This window comes from Cupriavidus sp. DB3 (genome assembly GCF_020418465.1).
Classification (GTDB): domain Bacteria; phylum Pseudomonadota; class Gammaproteobacteria; order Burkholderiales; family Burkholderiaceae; genus Cupriavidus; species Cupriavidus cauae.
In genome coordinates this window covers 63,559-83,267 of the sequence record NZ_JAIZPL010000003.1, presented here as the reverse complement: position 1 = coordinate 83,267, position 19,709 = coordinate 63,559, and the positions used below count along the sequence as shown (strand labels likewise).

Below are 19,709 nucleotides of genomic sequence, written 5' to 3'. Positions count from 1 at the left end.
CTCAGGCTCCAACTCAAGCGCCGATCGGCAGCGGCGCCCCGCTCTTGACCTCGCACAGCACGATGCTGGTACGGATGCCGGTGACGCCCGGCAGCCGGAATATCACGTCGTGCAGGAAGGCGTCGTAGGCGCGGATATCCGGCGTCAGCACCTTCAGCAGATAGTCGGCCTGGCCGGTGGTGCGATAGCACTCGACGATCGCCGGGCAGCGGCGCACCGCGGCCTCGAATTCGTCGACCACGGTCTCGCTGTGGCGCGTCAGATTGATTTCGGCCAGCACGCAGTTCGACAGCCCGACCCGCTCGCGGTCGACCCACACCGTGTAGTTGCGGATCACCCCGCTCTCCTCCATCGCCTTGAGCCGCTTCCAGCAGGGGGTGACCGACAGGCCCACCGCGCCGGCCAGCTGCTGCAGCGACTGGCGCGCGTCGCGCTGCAGCTCGGCGAGGATGCGGCGCGAGTACTCGTCCAGAACCTCTTCGTTCTTCATATCGCCCGTTATCGAGATGGGTTTTCTCCAATCTAGGCCCTGGCGGCAAAATTGAGAAATCCATTTCTCCGATCGCGTGCCTAACATGGTCTTCAGGAGATGGGCCTGGAGACGGCCGGTACACCGGCGGCGCATCGCCCGTGCATCGCCCGTGCATCGCCCGCGCATCGCCCGTGCGTCAACGACAGCGCGCTGCCGGGACGCTGCCCGGACGCTGCTCGCAGGCCCAAGAAGAGGCTGGTCGGCAGGCCGTAAGGAGGCCGCAATGGAGACACGCACGCTGCGCACCGACTATCGACTGTCGGACAACCTGACCGCGCCCGCTGGCCAGGTGTTTCTGAGCGGCACGCAGGCGCTGGTCCGCCTGGTGCTCGAACAGGCGCGGCGCGACCACGCCGCCGGCCTGGGTACCGCCGGCTTCGTCAGCGGCTATCGCGGCTCGCCGCTCGGCATGGTCGACCAGGCGATGTGGAAGGCCGCGCCGCTGCTCGATGCCGCCGGCGTCCGCTTCCTGCCCGCGATCAACGAAGAGCTCGCCGCCACCGCGGTGCTCGGCACCCAGCAGGTCGAGGGCGATCCGCAACGCACCGTCGACGCCGTCTTCAGCCTCTGGTACGGCAAGGGCCCCGGCGTCGATTGCGCCGGCGACGCGCTCAAGCATGGCAACGCCTATGGCAGCTCGCCGCACGGCGGCGTGCTGGTGGTGTCCGGCGACGACCATGGCTGCGTGTCGTCGTCGATGTCGCACCAGAGCGATTTCGCGATGCAGGCCTGGTCGATGCCGGTGCTCGCCCCCGCTGATGTCGCCGAGTACCTGGAGTTCGGCCTCTACGGCTGGGCGCTGTCGCGCTACTCGGGCAACTGGGTCGGCTTCACCGCGCTGTCGGAGACCGTCGAGAGCGCGATGACGGTCGACCTCGACCAGGTCCATGCGCGCGTCGCCTGCTGGCAGGACGCGGAGGCGATACGCCGGGCCACCGGCCATATGCCGCCGCCCGACGGCCTGCACTACCGCTGGCCCGACCTGCCGTCGCCGCGCATCGAACAGCGGCTCGGCGCCAAGCTCGACGCGGTGCGCGCCTTCGCCCGCGTCAACAGCATCGACCGCATGGTGGTCGAGGCGGACGAAGCCCGCGCCGGCATCGTGACCTGCGGCAAGGCGCATCACGATCTGATGGAAGTGTTCCGGCGCCTGGGCATCTCGACGCAGGCGCTGGCCGACGCCGGCATCCGCGTCTACAAGCTCGGGCTCACCTGTCCGGTCGAGCCGACCCGGCTGCTGGCCTTCGCGCGCGGCCTCGAAGAGATCCTGGTGGTCGAGGAAAAGGGCCCGCTGGTGGAGCGGCAGCTGCAGGCGCTGTTCTATAACGCGCCCGACGGCGTGCGCCCCGCGATCGCCGGCAAGCTCGGCATCGATGGCCGGCCGCTGTTGCCCGAGCGCGAGGAGATGCGGCCGTCGCGGCTGATGCAGCCGGTGGCCGACTGGCTCGCCCGCCTGAGCCGCGGCCTGGACCGGCGCGAACTGGTGCCGCAGTTCAGCGAGCACGCGCTGCTGTCCAACGCGGCCGATGGCATCCGCCGCCAGCCCTACTTCTGCCCCGGCTGTCCGCACAACACCTCGACCCGCGTACCGGAAGGCTCGCGCGCGCAGGCCGGCATCGGCTGCCACTTCATGGCCAGCTGGATGAACCGCGAGACCTCGGGGCTGATCCAGATGGGCGGCGAAGGGGTCGACTGGGTCGCGCACAGCTGCTTCACCGCGACGCCGCACGTGTTCCAGAACCTGGGCGACGGCACCTACTATCACTCGGGCTATCTGGCGATCCGCCAGGCGGTGGCCGCGCGCACCAACGTGACCTACAAGATCCTGTGCAACGACGCGGTGGCGATGACCGGCGGGCAGCCGGTCGACGGGCCGCTCGACGTCGAGGCGATCGCGCGCCAGGTCAGCGCCGAAGGGGTCGCGCGCGTCGCCGTGGTCAGCGACCGCATCGACGTGCATCGCGGCCGCCGCGTCTGCTTTCCGGCGGGCACCACCTTCCATCCGCGCGAGTCGCTCGATGCGGTGCAGCGCGAACTGCGCGAGGTGCCGGGCGTGACCGTGCTGCTGTACGAGCAGACCTGCGCCGCGGAACTGCGCCGCCGCCGCAAGAGCGGCCGTGCGCCGGCGCCGGCGCGGCAGGTCTTCATCAACGAGGCGGTATGCGAGGGCTGCGGGGACTGCAGCGTGCAGTCCAACTGCCTGGCGGTGCAGCCGGTCGAGACCGCGCTGGGGCGCAAGCGCCAGATCGACCAGGCCAGCTGCAATCACGACGAGTCGTGCGTCAAGGGCTTCTGCCCGAGCTTTGTCACCGTCGAGGGCGCGACGCTGCGCCACCCGGTGGGCCACGAGCGCGGCGCCACGGCGCTGCGCGAGCAGGCTTCGGCATTGCGCGAGCCGGCGCCCCGGCTCGGCCCCGGGCCCTTCGACATCCTGGTGGTCGGCGTCGGCGGCACCGGCGTGGTGACGGTCGGCGCGCTGATCGCGATGGCGGCGCACCTGGAGCGACGCGTGGCCAGCGTGCTCGACTTCATGGGCTTCGCGCAGAAGGGCGGCGCGGTGCTGTCCTTCGTGCGGCTCGCGCAGAGCCGGCAGTGGCTGAACCAGGCGCGCATCGACGCGCAGCAGGCCGATGCGGTGCTGGCCTGCGACCTGGCGGTGGGCGCCTCGCCCGACGTGCTGCAGACGGTCGCGCCGCGGCGCACGCAGATCGTCGCCAATACCCATCCGACGCCGGTGGCCGAATTCCAGCGCAATCCGGATGCCGACCTGCATGCCGACGCGCTGCTCGCCAAGCTGCGCCACGCGACGGGTTCGGGCGGCATCGACACGCTGGACGCGCAGGCGCTCGCCACGGCCTTCCTCGGCGATACGGTGGCGGCCAACATCGTGGTGCTCGGCTTTGCCTGGCAGAAGGGCCTGGTGCCGGTCTCGCTGGCGGCGCTGACACGGGCGATCGAGCTGAACGGCGTCGCGGTGGACGCCAACCTGGAAGCGCTGGCGCTGGGACGCCTGGCGGCCGGCGATCCTCTCGCGCTGACGCGCCTGGGCGCGAGCGATGGCAAACCCGCCGGCCTGGCCCTGGTCGCGCCCGAGCCCGCGGCGACCTCGGCCACGCCGCTGCCGCAGCTGATCGCCGAGCGCGTGGCGCTGCTGACCGCCTACCAGGACGCCGCCTACGCGGCGCGCTATACCGCGCTCGTCGAGGCCGTGCAGGCCGCGGAGGACGCCCTTGGCGAGGCCGGACGCGAGCGCCGGCTGACCCGTGCGGTGGCCGAGCAGTTCGCGCGCCTGATGGCATACAAGGACGAATACGAGGTCGCGCGGCTGCACAGCGATCCCGCCTTCCGGCAGGCGCTGCGCGAGCGCTTCGACGGCCCGCTGCGGCTGCGCTTCCATCTGGCGCCGCCGCTGCTGTCCCGGCCCGGCAAGCATGGCGAGCCGCCGCGCAAGATCGCCTTTGGCGCCTGGCTATGGCCGTTGATGGGATGGCTCGCCAGGGGCAAGCGGCTGCGCGGCACGCGCTTCGACCCGTTCGGCAGGACCGCGGAGCGCAGGCTGGAGCGGCAGTCCATCGCCGACTACGAGGCCCGCATCCGCGCCCTGCTGCCGGCGCTGACGGAGGCGCGGCTGCCGATCGCCGTCGAGATCGCGCAATTGCCTGCCAAGGTACGCGGCTTCGGCCATATCAAGCTGGCCGCGCACGCGGTCGCCGCCGCGCGTGCGGCCGAGCTGCTGCACCGCTTCGACGCGCAGCGCTATCCGCGCCCGGACAGCGCGCATGGCGCCAATGGCGCGGGTCAACTCAGGGGAATTCCGATCCGGCAGGCGGACGCAGGAACGGCGCGCAGTGGCGCGCCGCATTGAGGGGAATATCGGGAGGAATATCGAGATAAGGCCGGGCGGCCATCGAGGCGGTGCCCGTCGGCGGGCGGCCCTCGGCGGGCCGCCGCGCAGGTGCGAACGCCGGCTTACTGGCGCGCGGCGACGGCGCGGTGGTACTCGACGTGGCGCAGCAGGTAGGCGCGCACCTTGTCCTCGGTATCGCGGCCCAGCCGGTCGGCGGCCTGGCGCGCGGAGCGCTTGCCGTGGGCCGACACCATCTGGCCATCGAGATACTCGCGGAACGACGTGCGCACGGCATCGAGTTCGCCGCGGCAGTCGCGCAGCGCATCGTTGACCACGGCCTGGGTCGTGCCGGGCTTGGCCGAGCGCGCTTCGGCCTTGTCGCGCGCGCAGTCGGTGTATTGCTGCCGCTTCTTCTGCCACTCGGGCGGCGGCCCGGAGGCGGCCTGGCTCTCGGCGGCGGCGGCGGTGGCGGCAGCGGCGGCCTGCTGGTCCGCGGGCGCATGCGAGGCGCACGCGCCGACCAGCAGGATGGCGGGGATCAGGGCAAGAACTTTAGGCATGCCGCATGGTAGCGCCGACGTCGGACATCGCAACACCTCGTTACATCGCGTTGCATTGGCGCCGCAAAAAGTGCCGTGTAGGACAGACACCACCCCGGCTGGGCGGGAAGTCCTACAGCGGTCGCGTTCCTCGCTTTGTATATTGCACAAACGGAGGGCAGCGTGATGGAAGCCATTTGCCCGGTCCAACGATCCAGCGACCGTCGGCGTGGCGCCATCCTGGTTGGCATCGCAGTGTTTGACAGGAACAAAGGAGAACAACATGGAACGTAGGGCATTCCTGAACGCCAGTGCGGGTCTCGGTTTGGCGGTGGCCGGCAGCGGCCTGCTGTTGGGCGCGTGCACCACCACGCGCGATTCGGCTTCTTCCCCGGCCGAGAAAACGACGCGCCGCCGCGAGATCGATTCCGGCGTTCAAAACACGCTGGACCGGCTGTACAGCTCGGTCAATGGCTCGCGCGACCTCGCCTCGCGCGCCCGGGGCATCCTGGTGTTTCCGCGCACGCTGTCGGCCGGCTTCTTCGTCGGCGGCGAATATGGCGATGGCGCGCTGCGCGTGGGCAATACCACCCGCGGCTATTACCGCACCATCTCGGGTTCGCTGGGCTGGCAGATCGGCGCGCAATCGAAGGCGCTGATCTTCATGTTCATGAACCAGCAGGCGCTCGACAAATTCCTGGCCAGCGAAGGCTGGACCGCGGGTGTCGACGCCACCGTGGCGGTCGCCAAGGTCGGCGCCAACGGCGCGCTCGACACCAATACCGTGCAGCAGCCGGTGGTGGGCTTCGCGCTGACCAACGCAGGCCTGATGGCTGGCCTGAGCCTCGAAGGCACCAAGATCACCAAGCTGGACCTGTAAGGCGCGCCATCTGCTGGTGATGCCTTGCAGCACCTCGCGCCGCGGCCCTTGGCAGGGGGCCGCGGCGCTTTTTCCTGTCGATTCCGTGGCTGGGAAGCCGAGCCGTGTTGCCGCCGTCCTTGCCGGCCTCCTTGCCGCCTTTGTTTCCTCCGCCACGCCAACGTCCGCGACACCGGCAACGCCAAGCCGCTAGAATTCGTCCCTTTCGCCAACCGGCCGAGGTACCGAATTCTCATGTGGTTCAAGAATCTTCAGCTACACCGCTTCTCCGCACCCTGGAACAAGGACGCCGACGAGGTCGAGGCCTGCCTCGCCTCGCACGCCTTCTATCCGGGTACCAGCCTCGAAATGCAGACCCAGGGATGGGCCTCGCCGCGCGATAACGGCGCGCTGGTGCACCGCGTGGGCAAGCAGATGCTGCTGACCATGCGCGCCGAGAAGAAGCTGCTGCCGGCCACCGTGGTCAATCAGGTGACCAAGGCGCGCGCCGCCGAGCTCGAGGAGCAGCAGGGCTACAAGCCGGGCCGCAAGCAGTTGCGCGAACTGAAGGAACAGATCACCGAGGAGTTGCTGCCGCGCGCCTTCAGCATCCGCCGCGATACCCGCGTCTGGATCGACCCGGAGCGCGGCTGGCTGGCAATCGACGCGGCCTCGGCGATCAAGGCCGACGAGGTCCGCACGCTGCTGTTCAAGGCGCTGGACCCGCTGCCGCTGACCTCGCTGCAGGTCAACCAGTCGCCGGTGGCGGCGATGACCGGCTGGCTGGCCGACGATGCGGCGCCGGCCGGCTTTACCGTCGATCAGGAGATCGAGCTGCAGGCCAGCGCCGAGAGCAAGGCGACCGTCCGCTATGTCCGCCATCCGCTCGACGCCGAAGAGCTGCGCCGACATATTGCCGCCGGCAAGCGCTGCACGCGCCTGGCGATGACCTGGAACGACCGCGTCTCCTTCGTGCTGACCGACGCGCTGGCGATCAAGCGCGTGGCGCCGCTCGATGTGGTCAAGGAGCAGATCGACGGCACCATGAGCGACGAGGACGAGCGCTTCGACGCGGACTTCGCGCTGATGGCCGGCGAGCTGTCGGCCATGCTGGGCGATCTGACCGAGGCGCTGGGCGGCGAACGGAAGGGCTGAGGCCGGTTTCGGCGGTAGTCGCCAGCGTCGGCGGTTTTCGATACGGGGCCGGCGTCGATACCGGCCCTGGCTCACCGACACCGATTCGCCGATTCAGTGGCTCGGCGGCTCGGCGCCTCAGCGGGCCGGATGCCGCTCGGCACCAGCCGGTGCGCATCGCTCCAGCACCGTCTCCCGGCCCGGCAGGCCGGCAAACAGCGGATGCACCGAGACCAGCGCCCGCAACTCGGCGGGCAGCATGACGCGGTCCCTGCGGGCCAGCGCCGCCGCCTGCTGCAGGGCGCCCAGCACCTGCTCCATCAGCGCGCGCCGCAGCCCGGCATGGCGCGGGTCGATGGTTGCAATCGATTGCAATGCCAGCGCCAGCACGCTGGGCCGCGCGACCCGCGCCAGCGTCTCCGCGGCGATCGTGATGCGCGCCCCGTCGAGCTCGGCGCCGCTGAAATCGGTCCACGCCAGGCTGATATCGCGCAGCGTCGCCTGCTTCAGATTGGCGCCGTTGAAACGCAGATGCGATACGCCGGCAACCGGCGGGTCGGCACCCGCCAGGTCCGCATTGCTGAAATCGAAGGCCAGCGCCGTCAGCGGCGCCTCGTCGCGCGGGTCCAGGCTGACGCGGCGCAGCAGCGCGCTGCGCTGCGCGGCGGTCGTCGACGGGGCGCGGGAGGCGTCGTCCGCGCGGCGCCCGACCAACCGCCGGGCCAGGTCCAGAAAACCCTGCCAGCCGCGCTGCCGGGGCGCGGCATCGTGGCCCGGTGACTTGGCGTGGCTGGCGTCATGCACCGCGAGCTGGATACCGGCATTCACCGGCCTGGTGGACGCGGTAGGGATCGCGCCGGCCTGCTCCGACGCGGAAGGCGCGGCAATGCCGCGGTGGATACTGGGAATGGTCATGTCGGCTCTCCCGCTGTGGAATCAGGCTGCTGGGTGGAAGGTTCGATTCGATCGTTCGACTGGAAGGGTCGAACCCGGGCGTTGAATCGAAGAATCGAATCGACGGGTCGCATCGAAGGATCGAATCGACGGGTCGCATCGAAGGATCGAATCGACGGGTCGCATCGAAGGATCGAGTCGAAGGATCGAATCGACGGGTCGCATCGAAGGATCGAATCGACGGGTCGCATCGAAGGATCGAGTCGAAGGATCGAGTCGAGTCGTCGAATCGAATGGCAGCCATTGTTCCCGCGGCGGAGACGTCCGACCATGCCGTTAGGGCAGCGGACTATCGATTTTGGTCCGCTCCTTGCGGGGTTGGTGACCCAGGCCTCACGACGAGGGCCCGCCGCGGCAAAAACCCCTTGCAGTTCGGCGCGGACTTCAGGGTAAACACGCCCCTGGGGGGTGAGACCCGGAAAAACGCACCCGGAAGCCCGACAGCCGCTCAGAAGATCTCGCCCAGGTGCGATACCAGGAAGAGCAGGATGCCGATGCAGCAACCCACCGCCGTGCCGCTGATCCGGATGTACTGCAGGTCGGGGCCGATGCTCAGTTCGATCTGCCGGGACATGTCCGTCGCGTCCCAGTTGCGCACCGTGTCGCTGATATGCGACGTCAGGAAGTCGGCGAACCGCGGTGCGGCCGTCGCGGCGAACGACTCGGCGTGGTCATTGATGGAGCGGCGCAATTCCTCGTCGCCGGACAGCTTCCGGCCGAACCACAGGCCCACGCGCTCGACCTGTTGCTGCAGCTGTGGCGAGCTCGCCTGGAGGTCGTTGGACAGCCATTCGCGGAGCGAGGCCCACACGCTGGCGGCATAGTCGGCAAGCTCGGGATTGCGCAGCACGAAGTCCTTCAGCTCCTCCCCCCTGCGCAGGAACGCTTCGTCGGTCTTGAGCCTCGCGATCAGCGCTTCGAGCGCCTTGTCGAAGGCCGCCCGCAGCTCGTGCGCCGGCATCCGGGCGACCTCGTCGAGAAAGTCGATCACGTTGGTGCGCGCCGCCTCCGCGGCCTTGTCGCCCAGCCACTCGGTCGGCAGCACGATCTGCTTCCACTTGTGTTCGCTCCTGAGCCAGTTGACCACGCGCTGGGCGATCAGCTGCTGGGTTTCCGGCCTTTTCAGCAGCGCGATCGCATGCCTGAGCACGGCGTCGAGCAGTTGCTGATGGCTGCCTCCCTTTGTCAGCATCTCCAGCACGGAAGCGAGCGCCGGCGAGAAATCGATGCGGCCGATGACCGTACGCGCGGCATCGTTGAGGAACGCCTGGATGCGCCGGTCGTCGACCAGATCGAGCAGCACGCTCATCAGATTGGCCGCGTGCTGACCGATGCGGCGCGCATTGGGGGGCTCGCTGAACCAGACCGCCAGCCGCTGGGCGGGATCGCTGCGCCGGATCAGGTCCGTCAGCACCTCGGGGTTCAGGAACTTGTCGCGAACGAACACCGCAAGATTGTCGGCGATGCGGTTCTTGTTCTTCGGGATGATCGCCGTATGCGGGATCGGCAGGCCAAGCGGGCGCCGGAACAGCGCGACGACCGCGAACCAGTCCGCCAGGCCGCCGACCATCGCGGCCTCGGCACCGGCCCGGACCAGCCGGACCCAGAACGTGGGCGGCAGGAACAGCGTCGCCACGAACACCGCCGCCGCCGCGCCGACGCATGCCAGCGCCACCCGTTGCATGCGCCGGAGTTCGGCTTCCTTGCCCGCGATCCGCTCTTGCTGCATGGCGTTCCCACCCCACTCCGCTCGCACCCGCATCCTCCTTGATGAAAAAAGGGACGTTTCGACCGAAACGTCCCCTTCCTTACCGCTGATTTCGCTACCGTCCGACAGCCCGGCGCGACGCTGGCAATCTCAATCCCAGGACAGCGCACCGCCCGTCTGGTACTCGATCACGCGCGTCTCGAAGAAGTTGCGCTCCTTCTTCAGGTCGATCATCTCGCTCATCCACGGGAACGGGTTTTCCTCGTTCGGGAACAGCGGATCGAGGCCGATCTGCTGGCAGCGGCGGTTGCAGATGAAGCGCAGATAGCTCTTGAACATCGGCGCGTTCAGGCCCAGCACGCCGCGCGGCATGGTGTCCTCGGCGTAGCGGTATTCGAGGTCGACCGCCTTCCTGAACAGGCCGACGATCTCTTCCTTGAACTCCGCCGTCCACAGATGCGGGTTCTCGAGCTTGATCTGGTTGATCAGGTCGATGCCGAAATTGCAGTGCAGCGACTCGTCGCGCAGGATGTACTGGTACTGCTCGGCGGCGCCGGTCATCTTGTTCTGCCGGCCCATCGCCAGGATCTGCGTGAAGCCGACATAGAAGAACAGGCCTTCCATGATGCAGGCGAACACGATCAGCGACTTCAGCAGCTTCTGGTCGTTCTCCGGCGTGCCGGTCTTGAACGACGGATCGGTCAGCGTGTCGATGAACGGGATCAGAAACTCGTCCTTGTCGCGGATCGACGGCACCTCGTGATAGGCGTTGAAAATCTCGGCCTCGTTCAGCCCCAGCGACTCGACGATGTACTGGTAGGCGTGCGTGTGGATGGCCTCCTCGAAGGCCTGGCGCAGCAGGTACTGGCGGCACTCGGGCGCGGTGATCTGCCGGTAGGTGCCCAGCACGATGTTGTTGGCGGCCAGCGAATCGGCGGTGACGAAGAAGCCCAGGTTGCGCTTGATGATGCGGCGCTCGTCTTCGGTCAGGCCGTTCGGGTCCTTCCACAGCGCGATGTCGCGCGACATGTTGATTTCCTGCGGCATCCAGTGGTTGGCGCAGCCGGCCAGGTACTTTTCCCAGGCCCACTTGTACTTGAACGGCACCAGCTGGTTGACGTCGGTGGCGCCGTTGATCACGCGCTTGTCGGCGGCGTTGACGCGGCGCGTGCTCTGCGCGGCCGCGGCGTTCGGGTTGTTGCCGAGGATGCCGGCGCCCGGCTGCGTCGCAGCGGGCGGCAGCACGCCCTGCTGGTCGGCGGTGGCGGCGACGGCAGGTTGCAGGGCAGGTTGAGGCGCGGGCTGCGGGGCAGCCTGCGGATTGGCTTGAACGTCGTCGTCCCAGCTCAGCATGGTGTTGGTTCTCCGTGTAACGCTCTGGTGAGCCGGCCCCCGGGGCCGCGCGCGGCGCGGGCCATCGAGTCCGGATCGGGTACCAGTATCAGGACCAGCACGCGCGCCGCGTGGCGCCGCGTGCCGGCATTGCCGTTATTGGCAGGCCTCGCACTCGTCGAACCCCGGATCGCCCGGGCGCATCGTGCAGACCGCGCCTTCGGCTTCGGGCATCGCCGGCGCCGAGGCGGCGGCCTGGTCCAGCGCCGAGGCCGAGGCACCGCCGGCGGCGGCGCCCGACGACACCGCGTTCAGCGAACCGCGCGACACGGTCGACTTCTCGACGTGCGTGGCGGCGATGGTGCGCAGGTAGTAGGTCGTCTTCAGGCCGCGGATCCACGCCAGCTTGTAGGTGTCGTCCAGCTTCTTGCCCGAGGCGCCGGCCATGTAGATGTTCAGCGACTGGGCCTGGTCGATCCACTTCTGGCGGCGGCTGGCGGCCTCCACCAGCCAGGTCGGCTCGACCTCGAACGCGGTCGCGTACAGGTCGCGCAGGTCCTGCGGAATGCGGTCGATGCGGGCCAGCGAACCGTCGAAGTACTTCAGGTCGGCGACCATCACCTCGTCCCACAGGCCGCGTGCCTTCAGGTCGCGCACCAGGTAGTCGTTGACCACCGTGAACTCGCCCGACAGGTTCGACTTGACGTACAGGTTCTGGAAGGTCGGCTCGATGCAGGCCGACACGCCGATGATGTTCGAGATCGTCGCGGTCGGCGCGATCGCGATGCAGTTCGAGTTGCGCATGCCGTGCTGCTTGATGCGGGCGCGCAGCTTGTCCCAATCCATCGTCGACGACTGGTCGACCTCGAGGTAGCCGCCGCGTTCCTCGGCAAGCAGCTTCAGCGAGTCCTGCGGCAGGATGCCGCGATCCCACAGCGAGCCCTCGTAGGTGCTGTAGCGGCCGCGCTCCTCGGCCAGCTCGGTCGAGGCCTGGTAGGCGTAGTAGCAGACCGCTTCCATCGAGGTGTCGGCGAACTGCACGGCGGCGTCGCTGGCGTACGGCACGCGCAGCACGTGCAGGCAATCCTGGAAGCCCATGATGCCCATGCCGACCGGGCGGTGGCGCAGGTTCGAATTGCGCGCCTTGTCGACCGCGTAGTAGTTGATGTCGATCACGTTGTCGAGCATGCGCATCGCGGTGCGGATGGTCTTCTCGAGCTTGGCGTGGTCGAGCACGTGGCTGCCGTCGGCCTGCTGCTTCAGGTGGGCGACCAGGTTCACCGAACCCAGGTTGCAGACCGCGATTTCGCTGTCGTTGGTGTTCAGCGTGATCTCGGTGCACAGGTTCGAGCTGTGCACGACGCCGACGTGCTGCTGCGGGCTGCGGATGTTGCACGGATCCTTGAAGGTGATCCACGGATGGCCGGTCTCGAACAGCATGCCCAGCATCTTGCGCCACAGCTGCATCGCCGGGATCTTCTTGAACAGCTTGAGCTCGCCGCGCGCGACCTTCTCTTCGTAGCCGAGGTAGGCCTTCTCGAATTCCTTGCCGACCTTGTCGTGCAGGTCCGGGCAGGTCGACGGCGAGAACAGCGTCCATTCGCCGTTCTCCATCACGCGCTTCATGAACAGGTCCGGAATCCAGTTCGCGGTGTTCATGTCGTGCGTGCGGCGGCGGTCGTCGCCGGTGTTCTTGCGCAGCTCGAGGAATTCCTCGATGTCCAGGTGCCAGGTCTCCAGGTAGGCGCAGACCGCGCCCTTGCGCTTGCCGCCCTGGTTGACCGCCACGGCGGTGTCGTTGACCACCTTCAGGAACGGCACGACGCCCTGCGACTTGCCGTTGGTGCCCTTGATGTGCGAGCCCAGCGCGCGCACATTGGTCCAGTCGTTGCCCAGACCGCCGGCGAACTTCGACAGCAGCGCGTTCTCCTTCAGGCCCTCGTAGATGCCTTCCAGATCGTCGGAGATCGTGGTCAGGTAGCACGAGGACAGCTGCGAGCGGCGCGTGCCCGAGTTGAACAGCGTCGGCGTCGACGACATGAAGTCGAACGACGACAGCAGGTTGTAGAACTCGATGGCGCGGCCTTCACGGTCGCTCTCGTTCAGCGCCAGGCCCATCGCGACGCGCATGAAGAAGGCCTGCGGCATCTCGATGCGGGTCTCGTCGATGTGCAGGAAGTAGCGGTCGTACAGCGTCTGCAGGCCCAGGTAGTTGAACTGGAAGTCGCGCGAGGCGTCCAGCGCCGCGCCCAGGCGCGCCAGGTCGAAGGTCGCCAGCTTCTCGTCGAGCAGCTCGGCCTCGATGCCGCGGGCGATGAACTTCGGGAAGTACTCGGCGTAGCGGCTGCCCATCTCGGCCTGGGTCACTTCCTCGCCGAGGATTTCCTTGCGGATCGTGTGCAGCAGGATGCGGGCCGTGACCTGGCTGTAGGCCGGGTCCTTCTCGATCAGCGTGCGGGCGGCGAGGATGGCCGAGTCGTAGACCTGGCTCATCGGCACGCCGTCGTACAGGTTCTTGACCGTTTCCTTCAGGATCGGCTCGGCCTCGACGCCGCCGCCCAGGCCGGCGCAGGCGGTGTCGATCAGCGCGTGCAGCGCGACCAGGTCCAGCGGCCGGGTGACGCCGCCATCGGTCACGTTGAAGCTGACGCCGCCCTGCACGCGGGCGACGGCCTGCGCGTTGGCGTGGCTGCGCTCCTGGTTGCGCTTCTCGCGGTAGAGCACGTAGGCGCGCGCGACCTCATGCTCGCCCGAGCGCATCAGCGCCAGCTCGACATGGTCCTGCACGTCCTCGATGTGGAAGGTGCCGCCGTTCGGACGGCTGCGCAGCAGCGCGCGCACCACGTTCTGGGTCAGCTGCTCGACCAGCTCGCGCACGCGCGCCGAGGCGGCGCCCTGCCCGCCATTGACGGCGAGGAAGGCCTTGGTCATCGCCACCGAGATCTTGCTCGGCTCGAAAGCGACCACCGCGCCGTTGCGGCGGATGATCTTGTAATCCTGGTAGTTGCCAGCGGCGTTGTCAGCGGCGGGGCTCGGCTGCGCCACGGCGGCGGAACCAGCCTTGCCGGCGAATTCTTGTTGGGCCGTCTGCATGAAGCACTCCTGTTTTTTTTGACCAGTGTTATCAACGACAAAGAGCCCCTGGAAAATGCGCAAAAAGAGACATCCCGTGCGCGGCGATGCCGTGCCGGATTACTGCCTTGCTGCATTCCCGTGGAGGGCTCTTGTGACGTGCCGACCCTGTGGTGGCGCGCCGGTGCATGCGCTGGCGGCCGGCTGGAAACGCTTGACGCGCGTGGCGCGAAGGCAACCTGCCGAGCCCGTGGCGAACGCTGCACGCCTAGGTCGGCTCCCCGAAAGCACCACTAGATATAGTGGTCATAACGAAAAGCTGGACTAAGTATAGTGAAATGAATCGCGTTGACCAGTCTTGACAAGCGCTTCGGCAGGCCGCTCCGGCGCCACGCCGGACCCCCACCTCCCCGCCAGACCAAGCGGCTCAAGGCTTGGGGCCGTTTTGTCGGTTGCCGCACCGACGAAAGAATTTTTTTCGATGAGCGCCGCGCTTTCGATAGCCCCGCCAATATCCCGACCGATAGCCCCCGATAGCCCCGCACCGGCAGGGGTTTTCGGCTAGGCCGCCGCCCCGCCGCGGCGGTACGGCATCATCGCCGGCGCCAGTCCGGCGCCTCGCGCAAAGCGCGGCCAGTCAAAGCAGGGGCCGGGGTCGGTCTTGCGGCCGGGGGCGATATCGCTGTGGCCGGCGACAGCCCCGATCGGATAGGCGCGCAGCAGCAGCCGGGTCAGCGCCGCGGCGGTGTCGTACTGGGCCGGTTCGAAGGGCAGCGTGTCGCAGCCTTCCAGTTCGATACCGATCGAGAAGTCGTTGCAGCGCTCGCGGCCGAAGAAGGCCGATTGGCCGGCATGCCAGGCGCGGTCCTGGCACGAGACGAACTGCACCAGCTCGCCGCTGCGCCGCACCAGGAAATGCGCCGACACGCGGACCGCGTGGATGGTGGCGAAGAAAGGATGGCGAGCCGGGTCGAGCCGGTTCAGGAACAGCGCCTCGATATCGTCGCTGCCGAACTCGCCGGGCGGCAGGCTGATGTTGTGCACCACCAGCAGGTCGACCGGCATGCCGGGCGGACGCGGATCGAAGTTGGGCGACGGCACCCGGCGCGCGCCCTCGACCCAGCCCGCGCCGTCGAGCCGCAGCCGGGACGGAAGCGGCGCCGTCATACGGGACCGCCGCGGTCGCCGCGGTTGCCACCGGGGTTGCCACCGCGGTTGTCACCGCGGTTGTCACCGTTATCGCCGCCCTCGTCGCCAAAACGGTCCCGGGATTCGGGCAGATGCGCGGCACGGCAGTAGTGCAGGCCCTGGTAGGCGATCGCCTCGCTGCGCGGCAGATGCACGCCGCAATGGGCGCACGGCACCATCGGCTCCTGCGCGCGGCCGTCGGTGCCCTGCCGCGGCACGCCGGCATCGGCCGGAGGGGGTTCGGCCCGGCGCGCGCGCACGCGGCTGCCCAGCCACCAGAAAATGGCCAGCAGGATCGCCAGCAACAGGAACAGACGTGCCATCGACGATGCCTTGCTTCAGAGGCGATGCAGAATCACTTCGATCACGAAGCGGCTGCCGACATAGGCCAGCAGCAGGATGCAGAACGAGGCGATGACCCAGCGCAGCGCCACGCGGCCGCGCCAGCCGTAGAACCGCCGGCCTGCCAGGATGCCGGCGAACATCACCCACGAGACCACCGCGAACACGGTCTTGTGGTCGAAGCGGAAGACCCGGCCGAACAGCTCCTCGGAAAACAGCAGCCCGGACGCGATGGTCAGCGTCAGCAGCACGAAGCCGGCCGCGATCAGGCGGAACAGCAGCTTCTCCAGCGTCAGCAGCGGCGGCAGCAGATCGAGCCAGCGGCCGAGCCAGCCGACCTGCTGCGGCGAGCCGGCGGCCATCGCGCCGCCCGGCACGTGCACGCCGAGGCCGCGGTTGAAGCCATGCAGCCGGCGCTCGACCAGCAGCATCAGGAAGGCATGGAAGGCCGCCAGCGTGAACAGCCCGTAGGCGACGTTGGCGATGATGAAATGCAGCTTGAACAGCGGCCGCGCGGCGTAGCCAAGGATCTGCGCGCCGGGGAAGGCGAGCGGCATCAGGCTGGCCAGCATTGCCACCGGGATCACGACCAGCCCCAGGCCCGCCAGCGAGAAGAAGAAGCTCTCGATCCAGTAGATGCCGACGCCGAGCCACAGCATCGCCGACAGCGCGAAGGCGAAGCCGAACACCATGCGGTCGGCCGGAAAGATGGTTTCATGGAGCAGCATGCCGTGGCTGGCGAGCACCGCCACCATCAGCACATGCCACCAGGCGGGCTGCCCCTCGGCGCTGCCGCCCGGCGTCGGGCCCGGCACCAGCACCATCGAGCCCGGCTGGCCTCCGATACCGGGTCCGCCCGCCGGACCGCCCGCCGTGCTGGCGGCCAGCCCGGCGTGGCGCGTCGCCCAGCCGTGATAGGCCAGCGCGCAATAGAGGAGTGCCGTCAGGGCATACAGTACAATCGCCATTCGCGCAGTTTACCCTAGCGCCTGCCGTGGTGACCGACGGCAGTGGCCGCGGCGGCAAGGCCGGACGGGCGACGCCGCGATGGACGCCCGGTGCCATCGCCCGCCGCCGGTGCCACGCCACGGTCCGGACCCGCGCGGTCGACGATGCAGTCGAAGCCCGGTCACCGGTCGGTCGATGGCCGGTCGACGCTCGGTTACCAGTCGGTCGACAGCCGGCCGATGGTCGGCCAACAACCGATCGATGACTGGCCGATAAGCGCGGCGGCGCGCCGCAACCCTACAAAGCCCCTCTCCGGATTTCTGCCATGCTGGACAATCTCACTCAACGCCTGGCGCGGGTCGTCAAGACCATGCGCGGCGAGGCACGCCTGACCGAAGCCAATACCGCCGAGATGTTGCGGGAGGTTCGCCTGGCCATGCTCGAGGCCGACGTCGCGCTGCCGGTGGTCCGCGAGTTCGTTGCCCGCGTCAAGGAAAAGGCGCTGGGCGAGGAAGTGGTCGGCAGCCTCACGCCGGGCCAGGCCCTGGTCGGCGTGGTGCAGCGTGAACTGACCGCGGTGATCGGCGGCGAGGAAGCCGTCTCGGCCGACGGCGCGCCCGGCAAGGCGGCCGAGCTGAACCTGGCGGTGCAGCCGCCGGCGATCATCCTGATGGCCGGCCTGCAGGGCGCGGGCAAGACCACCACGGTCGGCAAGCTGGCCAAATGGCTCAAGGAAAACAAGAAGAAGAAAGTGCTGACGGTCTCGTGCGACGTCTACCGGCCCGCCGCGATCGCCCAGCTCAAGACCGTGTCCGAACAGGTCGGCGCCGACTTCTTCCCCTCGCAGCCGGACCAGAAGCCGGTCGACATCGCCCGCGCCGCGGTCGACTGGGCCCGCAAGCACTATCACGACGTGCTGATCGTCGACACGGCCGGCCGGCTCGGCATCGACGAGGCGATGATGCAGGAGATCGCCGCGCTGCACGCCGCGCTCAAGCCGGCCGAAACGCTGTTCGTGGTCGACGCGATGCTCGGCCAGGACGCGGTCAACACCGCCAAGGCCTTCAACGACACGTTGCCGCTGACCGGCGTGGTGCTGACCAAGCTCGACGGCGATGCGCGCGGCGGCGCGGCCCTGTCGGTGCGGCACGTGACCGGCCGCCCGATCAAGTTCGTCGGCGTCGGCGAGAAGCTTGACGGCCTCGAACCCTTCTACCCCGACCGCATGGCCCAGCGCATTCTGGGCATGGGCGACATCCTCGCGCTGGTCGAGGAGGCGCAGCGCGGCGTCGACATGGAAGCGGCCGAGAAGCTGGCCAAGAAGATCAAGAAGACCGGCGGCTTCGACCTCGAGGACTTCAAGGCGCAGATCGGCCAGATGAAGAAGATGGGCGGACTGGGCAGCCTCGTCGACAAGCTGCCGGCGCAGTTCGCCCAGCAGGCCCAGGGCGCCAATATGGATCAGGCCGAGAAGCAGGTGCGCCGCATGGAAGGCATCATCAACAGCATGACACCGGCCGAGCGCGCCAAGCCCGAGCTGATCAAGGCCAGCCGCAAGCGCCGCATCGCCGCGGGCGCCGGCGTGCCGGTGCAGGAAGTGAACCGGCTGCTGAACCAGTTCGACCAGATGCAGAGCATGATGAAGAAGCTCAAGGGCGGCGGCATGGCCAAGATGATGCGCTCGATGGGCGCGATGAAGGGCGGCATGAAGGGCCTGTTCAATCGCTGATCCGCCGAGCGAAGCCCGATGGCGCCACCGACCGCGCCATCGATCGCACCAGCAATCGGACGCACCAATCGCAATACCGACCGCGGCACGCTGGCTCCCTGGCCGGCTGCCGCCGCAAAGAACACCGCCAGACCAGGACCGAACATCATGATGACTGCCGAACAGGCCCGCGAACTGTGGGCCAACTCCGAGGAAATCGTCAGCGCCCAGGCCGTGCAGCAATCGCTGGACCGCATGGCGCGCGAGATCACCGACAAGATGGGAGACCGCTTCCCGCTGGTGCTGTCGGTGATGGGCGGCGCCGTGGTCTTCACCGGCATGCTGCTGCCCAAGCTCGAATTCCCGCTAGAGTTCGACTACATCCACCTGTCCCGCTACAACAACAAGACGGTCGGCGGCGAGATGCAGTGGCGCGTGGCGCCGCGCGAGTCGGTCAAGGACCGGACCGTGCTGGTGCTCGACGACATCCTCGACGAGGGCGAGACCATGGCGGCCATCCGCCAGCGCATCATGGACATGGGCGCGCGCGAGTTCTACGCCGCGGTGCTGTGCGAGAAGACGCTGGCCAAGGCAAAGCCGATGCATCCGGACTTCTGCGGCTTCACGGTGCCGGACCGCTATGTGTTCGGCTGCGGCATGGACGCCAAGGGCTACTGGCGCAACCTCGGCACGATCCGGGCGCTGAAGGGCTGAGCCTGCACCGGCTCCGGAGGCGGTCCCGGCGCGGGAGGCGACTCCAGCCGCGGTTCCGGCTCCGGCTCGGACTCCGGCACCTCCACCGCACCCACGGCCAGAGCCGCAGCCCAAACCCGCCGGACGCCCCTCAGTGTCCGGCCGCCAGGATCGGCCACAGCGAGCCGAGCAACAGGACCGCCATCGTCACGTTGAACACGCGCAGCACGCGCGGCCGTGCCAGCCAGCGGCGCAGCGAGGCGCCGAACACCGCCCACACCGCCACGCTCGGCAGATTGATGATCGCCGACAGGCCGGCCAGCAGCAGCACGTTGAGCCACAGATTGGGGTGCAGCACATAGGCGCTGCACGCCCCCACCGCCATCACCCAAGCCTTCGGATTGACCCACTGGAACGCGGCCGCCTGCAGGAAGCTCATCGGCCTGGCCACCTGGCGGTCCTGCACGCCGCCGGCGGTGGCCAGCCTGTACGCCAGATAGACCAGGTACACGGTGGCCGCCACGCGCAGCAGCGGCCAGGTCCACGGCAGTGCGGTAAACAGCGAGCCCAGCCCGAGGCCGATCAGCGCGATCATCAGCGCGAAGCCGCTGCTAATGCCGAGCAGATGCGGAATGGTGCGGACGAAACCGAAATTGACGCCGGACGCCAGCACCATCGTGTTGTTCGGTCCCGGGGTGATCGACGACACCAGCACGAAGCCGCCGAAGGCGGCAAACACGGCAGAGCCTGCCGCCAGTTCCGACAGTGCCATGGCAACTCCTTGGAATGCAGGGGAAGCGGCAGTCTAGCGTGGCGGCCCTATACAGTACCGGTACAGATTGCCGGCCAATTA

The 19,709-nt window shown here is 68.3% G+C and carries 15 protein-coding genes; 5 read left to right on the top strand and 10 right to left on the bottom strand.

Annotation, left to right across the window (positions count from 1 at the left end; translation table 11 throughout):
• Window positions 1-13 precede the first annotated feature (13 nt).
• Window positions 14-490 carry an Lrp/AsnC family transcriptional regulator gene (locus tag K7G19_RS10015; RefSeq protein WP_226107118.1) on the bottom strand — a complete coding sequence of 159 codons (477 nt, stop codon included), beginning with the start codon at window positions 488-490 and terminating at the stop codon, window positions 14-16.
• 265 nt (window positions 491-755) lie between these two features.
• On the opposite strand from K7G19_RS10015, the gene K7G19_RS10010 reads away from it, so the two are divergent.
• Entirely contained in the window at window positions 756-4,397 is a 3,642-nt protein-coding gene (locus K7G19_RS10010) for an indolepyruvate ferredoxin oxidoreductase family protein (RefSeq protein WP_226107116.1), read from the top strand.
• Between the two features lie 104 nt (window positions 4,398-4,501).
• Here K7G19_RS10010 and K7G19_RS10005 read toward each other — a convergent pair whose 3' ends face one another.
• Window positions 4,502-4,939: a hypothetical protein gene (locus tag K7G19_RS10005; protein WP_226107114.1), complete on the bottom strand. Its 438-nt coding sequence runs from the start codon at window positions 4,937-4,939 to the stop codon at window positions 4,502-4,504.
• Between the two features lie 262 nt (window positions 4,940-5,201).
• On the opposite strand from K7G19_RS10005, the gene K7G19_RS10000 reads away from it, so the two are divergent.
• Window positions 5,202-5,798 carry a YSC84-related protein gene (locus K7G19_RS10000; RefSeq protein ID WP_150082133.1) on the top strand — a complete coding sequence of 199 codons (597 nt, stop codon included), beginning with the start codon at window positions 5,202-5,204 and terminating at the stop codon, window positions 5,796-5,798.
• 234 nt (window positions 5,799-6,032) lie between these two features.
• The gene (locus K7G19_RS09995) at window positions 6,033-6,932 is read left to right on the top strand and encodes a recombination-associated protein RdgC (protein ID WP_149316600.1); all 900 of its coding nucleotides are present in this window, start codon (window positions 6,033-6,035) and stop codon (window positions 6,930-6,932) included.
• Between the two features lie 117 nt (window positions 6,933-7,049).
• Here the strand turns inward: K7G19_RS09995 and K7G19_RS09990 are convergent, their stop codons facing one another.
• From K7G19_RS09990 to K7G19_RS09960, 7 genes are all read right to left on the bottom strand, one after another.
• Window positions 7,050-7,826, bottom strand: coding sequence for a pentapeptide repeat-containing protein (locus K7G19_RS09990; RefSeq protein WP_226107112.1), 777 nt, complete (start codon window positions 7,824-7,826; stop codon window positions 7,050-7,052).
• 487 nt (window positions 7,827-8,313) lie between these two features.
• The gene (locus tag K7G19_RS09985; protein ID WP_226107111.1) at window positions 8,314-9,594 is read right to left on the bottom strand and encodes a DUF445 domain-containing protein; all 1,281 of its coding nucleotides are present in this window, start codon (window positions 9,592-9,594) and stop codon (window positions 8,314-8,316) included.
• 129 nt (window positions 9,595-9,723) lie between these two features.
• Window positions 9,724-10,926 (bottom strand): ribonucleotide-diphosphate reductase subunit beta, encoded by a 1,203-nt coding sequence (locus K7G19_RS09980; RefSeq protein ID WP_149316597.1) that lies wholly within the window; start codon window positions 10,924-10,926, stop codon window positions 9,724-9,726.
• Window positions 10,927-11,061: 135 nt separating this feature from the next.
• Window positions 11,062-13,998: a ribonucleoside-diphosphate reductase subunit alpha gene (locus K7G19_RS09975; protein WP_226107108.1), complete on the bottom strand. Its 2,937-nt coding sequence runs from the start codon at window positions 13,996-13,998 to the stop codon at window positions 11,062-11,064.
• Between the two features lie 540 nt (window positions 13,999-14,538).
• On the bottom strand, window positions 14,539-15,144 hold the full coding sequence (gene ampD, locus K7G19_RS09970; RefSeq protein WP_226107106.1) for a 1,6-anhydro-N-acetylmuramyl-L-alanine amidase AmpD: 606 nt from the start codon (window positions 15,142-15,144) through the stop codon (window positions 14,539-14,541).
• Window positions 15,141-15,488 (bottom strand): PP0621 family protein, encoded by a 348-nt coding sequence (locus tag K7G19_RS09965; protein ID WP_370639525.1) that lies wholly within the window; start codon window positions 15,486-15,488, stop codon window positions 15,141-15,143. Before K7G19_RS09965 ends, ampD begins: the two co-directional genes overlap by 4 nt.
• Before the next feature lie 15 nt (window positions 15,489-15,503).
• A complete protein-coding gene (locus tag K7G19_RS09960; protein WP_226107103.1) occupies window positions 15,504-16,475 on the bottom strand; it encodes an inner membrane protein YpjD in 972 nt (323 codons plus the stop codon).
• Between the two features lie 305 nt (window positions 16,476-16,780).
• Here K7G19_RS09960 and ffh point away from each other — a divergent pair, with 305 nt between their 5' ends.
• Window positions 16,781-18,184 (top strand): signal recognition particle protein, encoded by a 1,404-nt coding sequence (ffh, locus tag K7G19_RS09955; protein ID WP_149316592.1) that lies wholly within the window; start codon window positions 16,781-16,783, stop codon window positions 18,182-18,184.
• Window positions 18,185-18,331: 147 nt separating this feature from the next.
• Entirely contained in the window at window positions 18,332-18,877 is a 546-nt protein-coding gene (locus K7G19_RS09950) for a hypoxanthine-guanine phosphoribosyltransferase (protein WP_149316591.1), read from the top strand.
• 130 nt (window positions 18,878-19,007) lie between these two features.
• Here K7G19_RS09950 and K7G19_RS09945 read toward each other — a convergent pair whose 3' ends face one another.
• Window positions 19,008-19,628, bottom strand: coding sequence for a LysE family translocator (locus K7G19_RS09945; protein WP_226107101.1), 621 nt, complete (start codon window positions 19,626-19,628; stop codon window positions 19,008-19,010).
• Window positions 19,629-19,709: the final 81 nt, after the last annotated feature.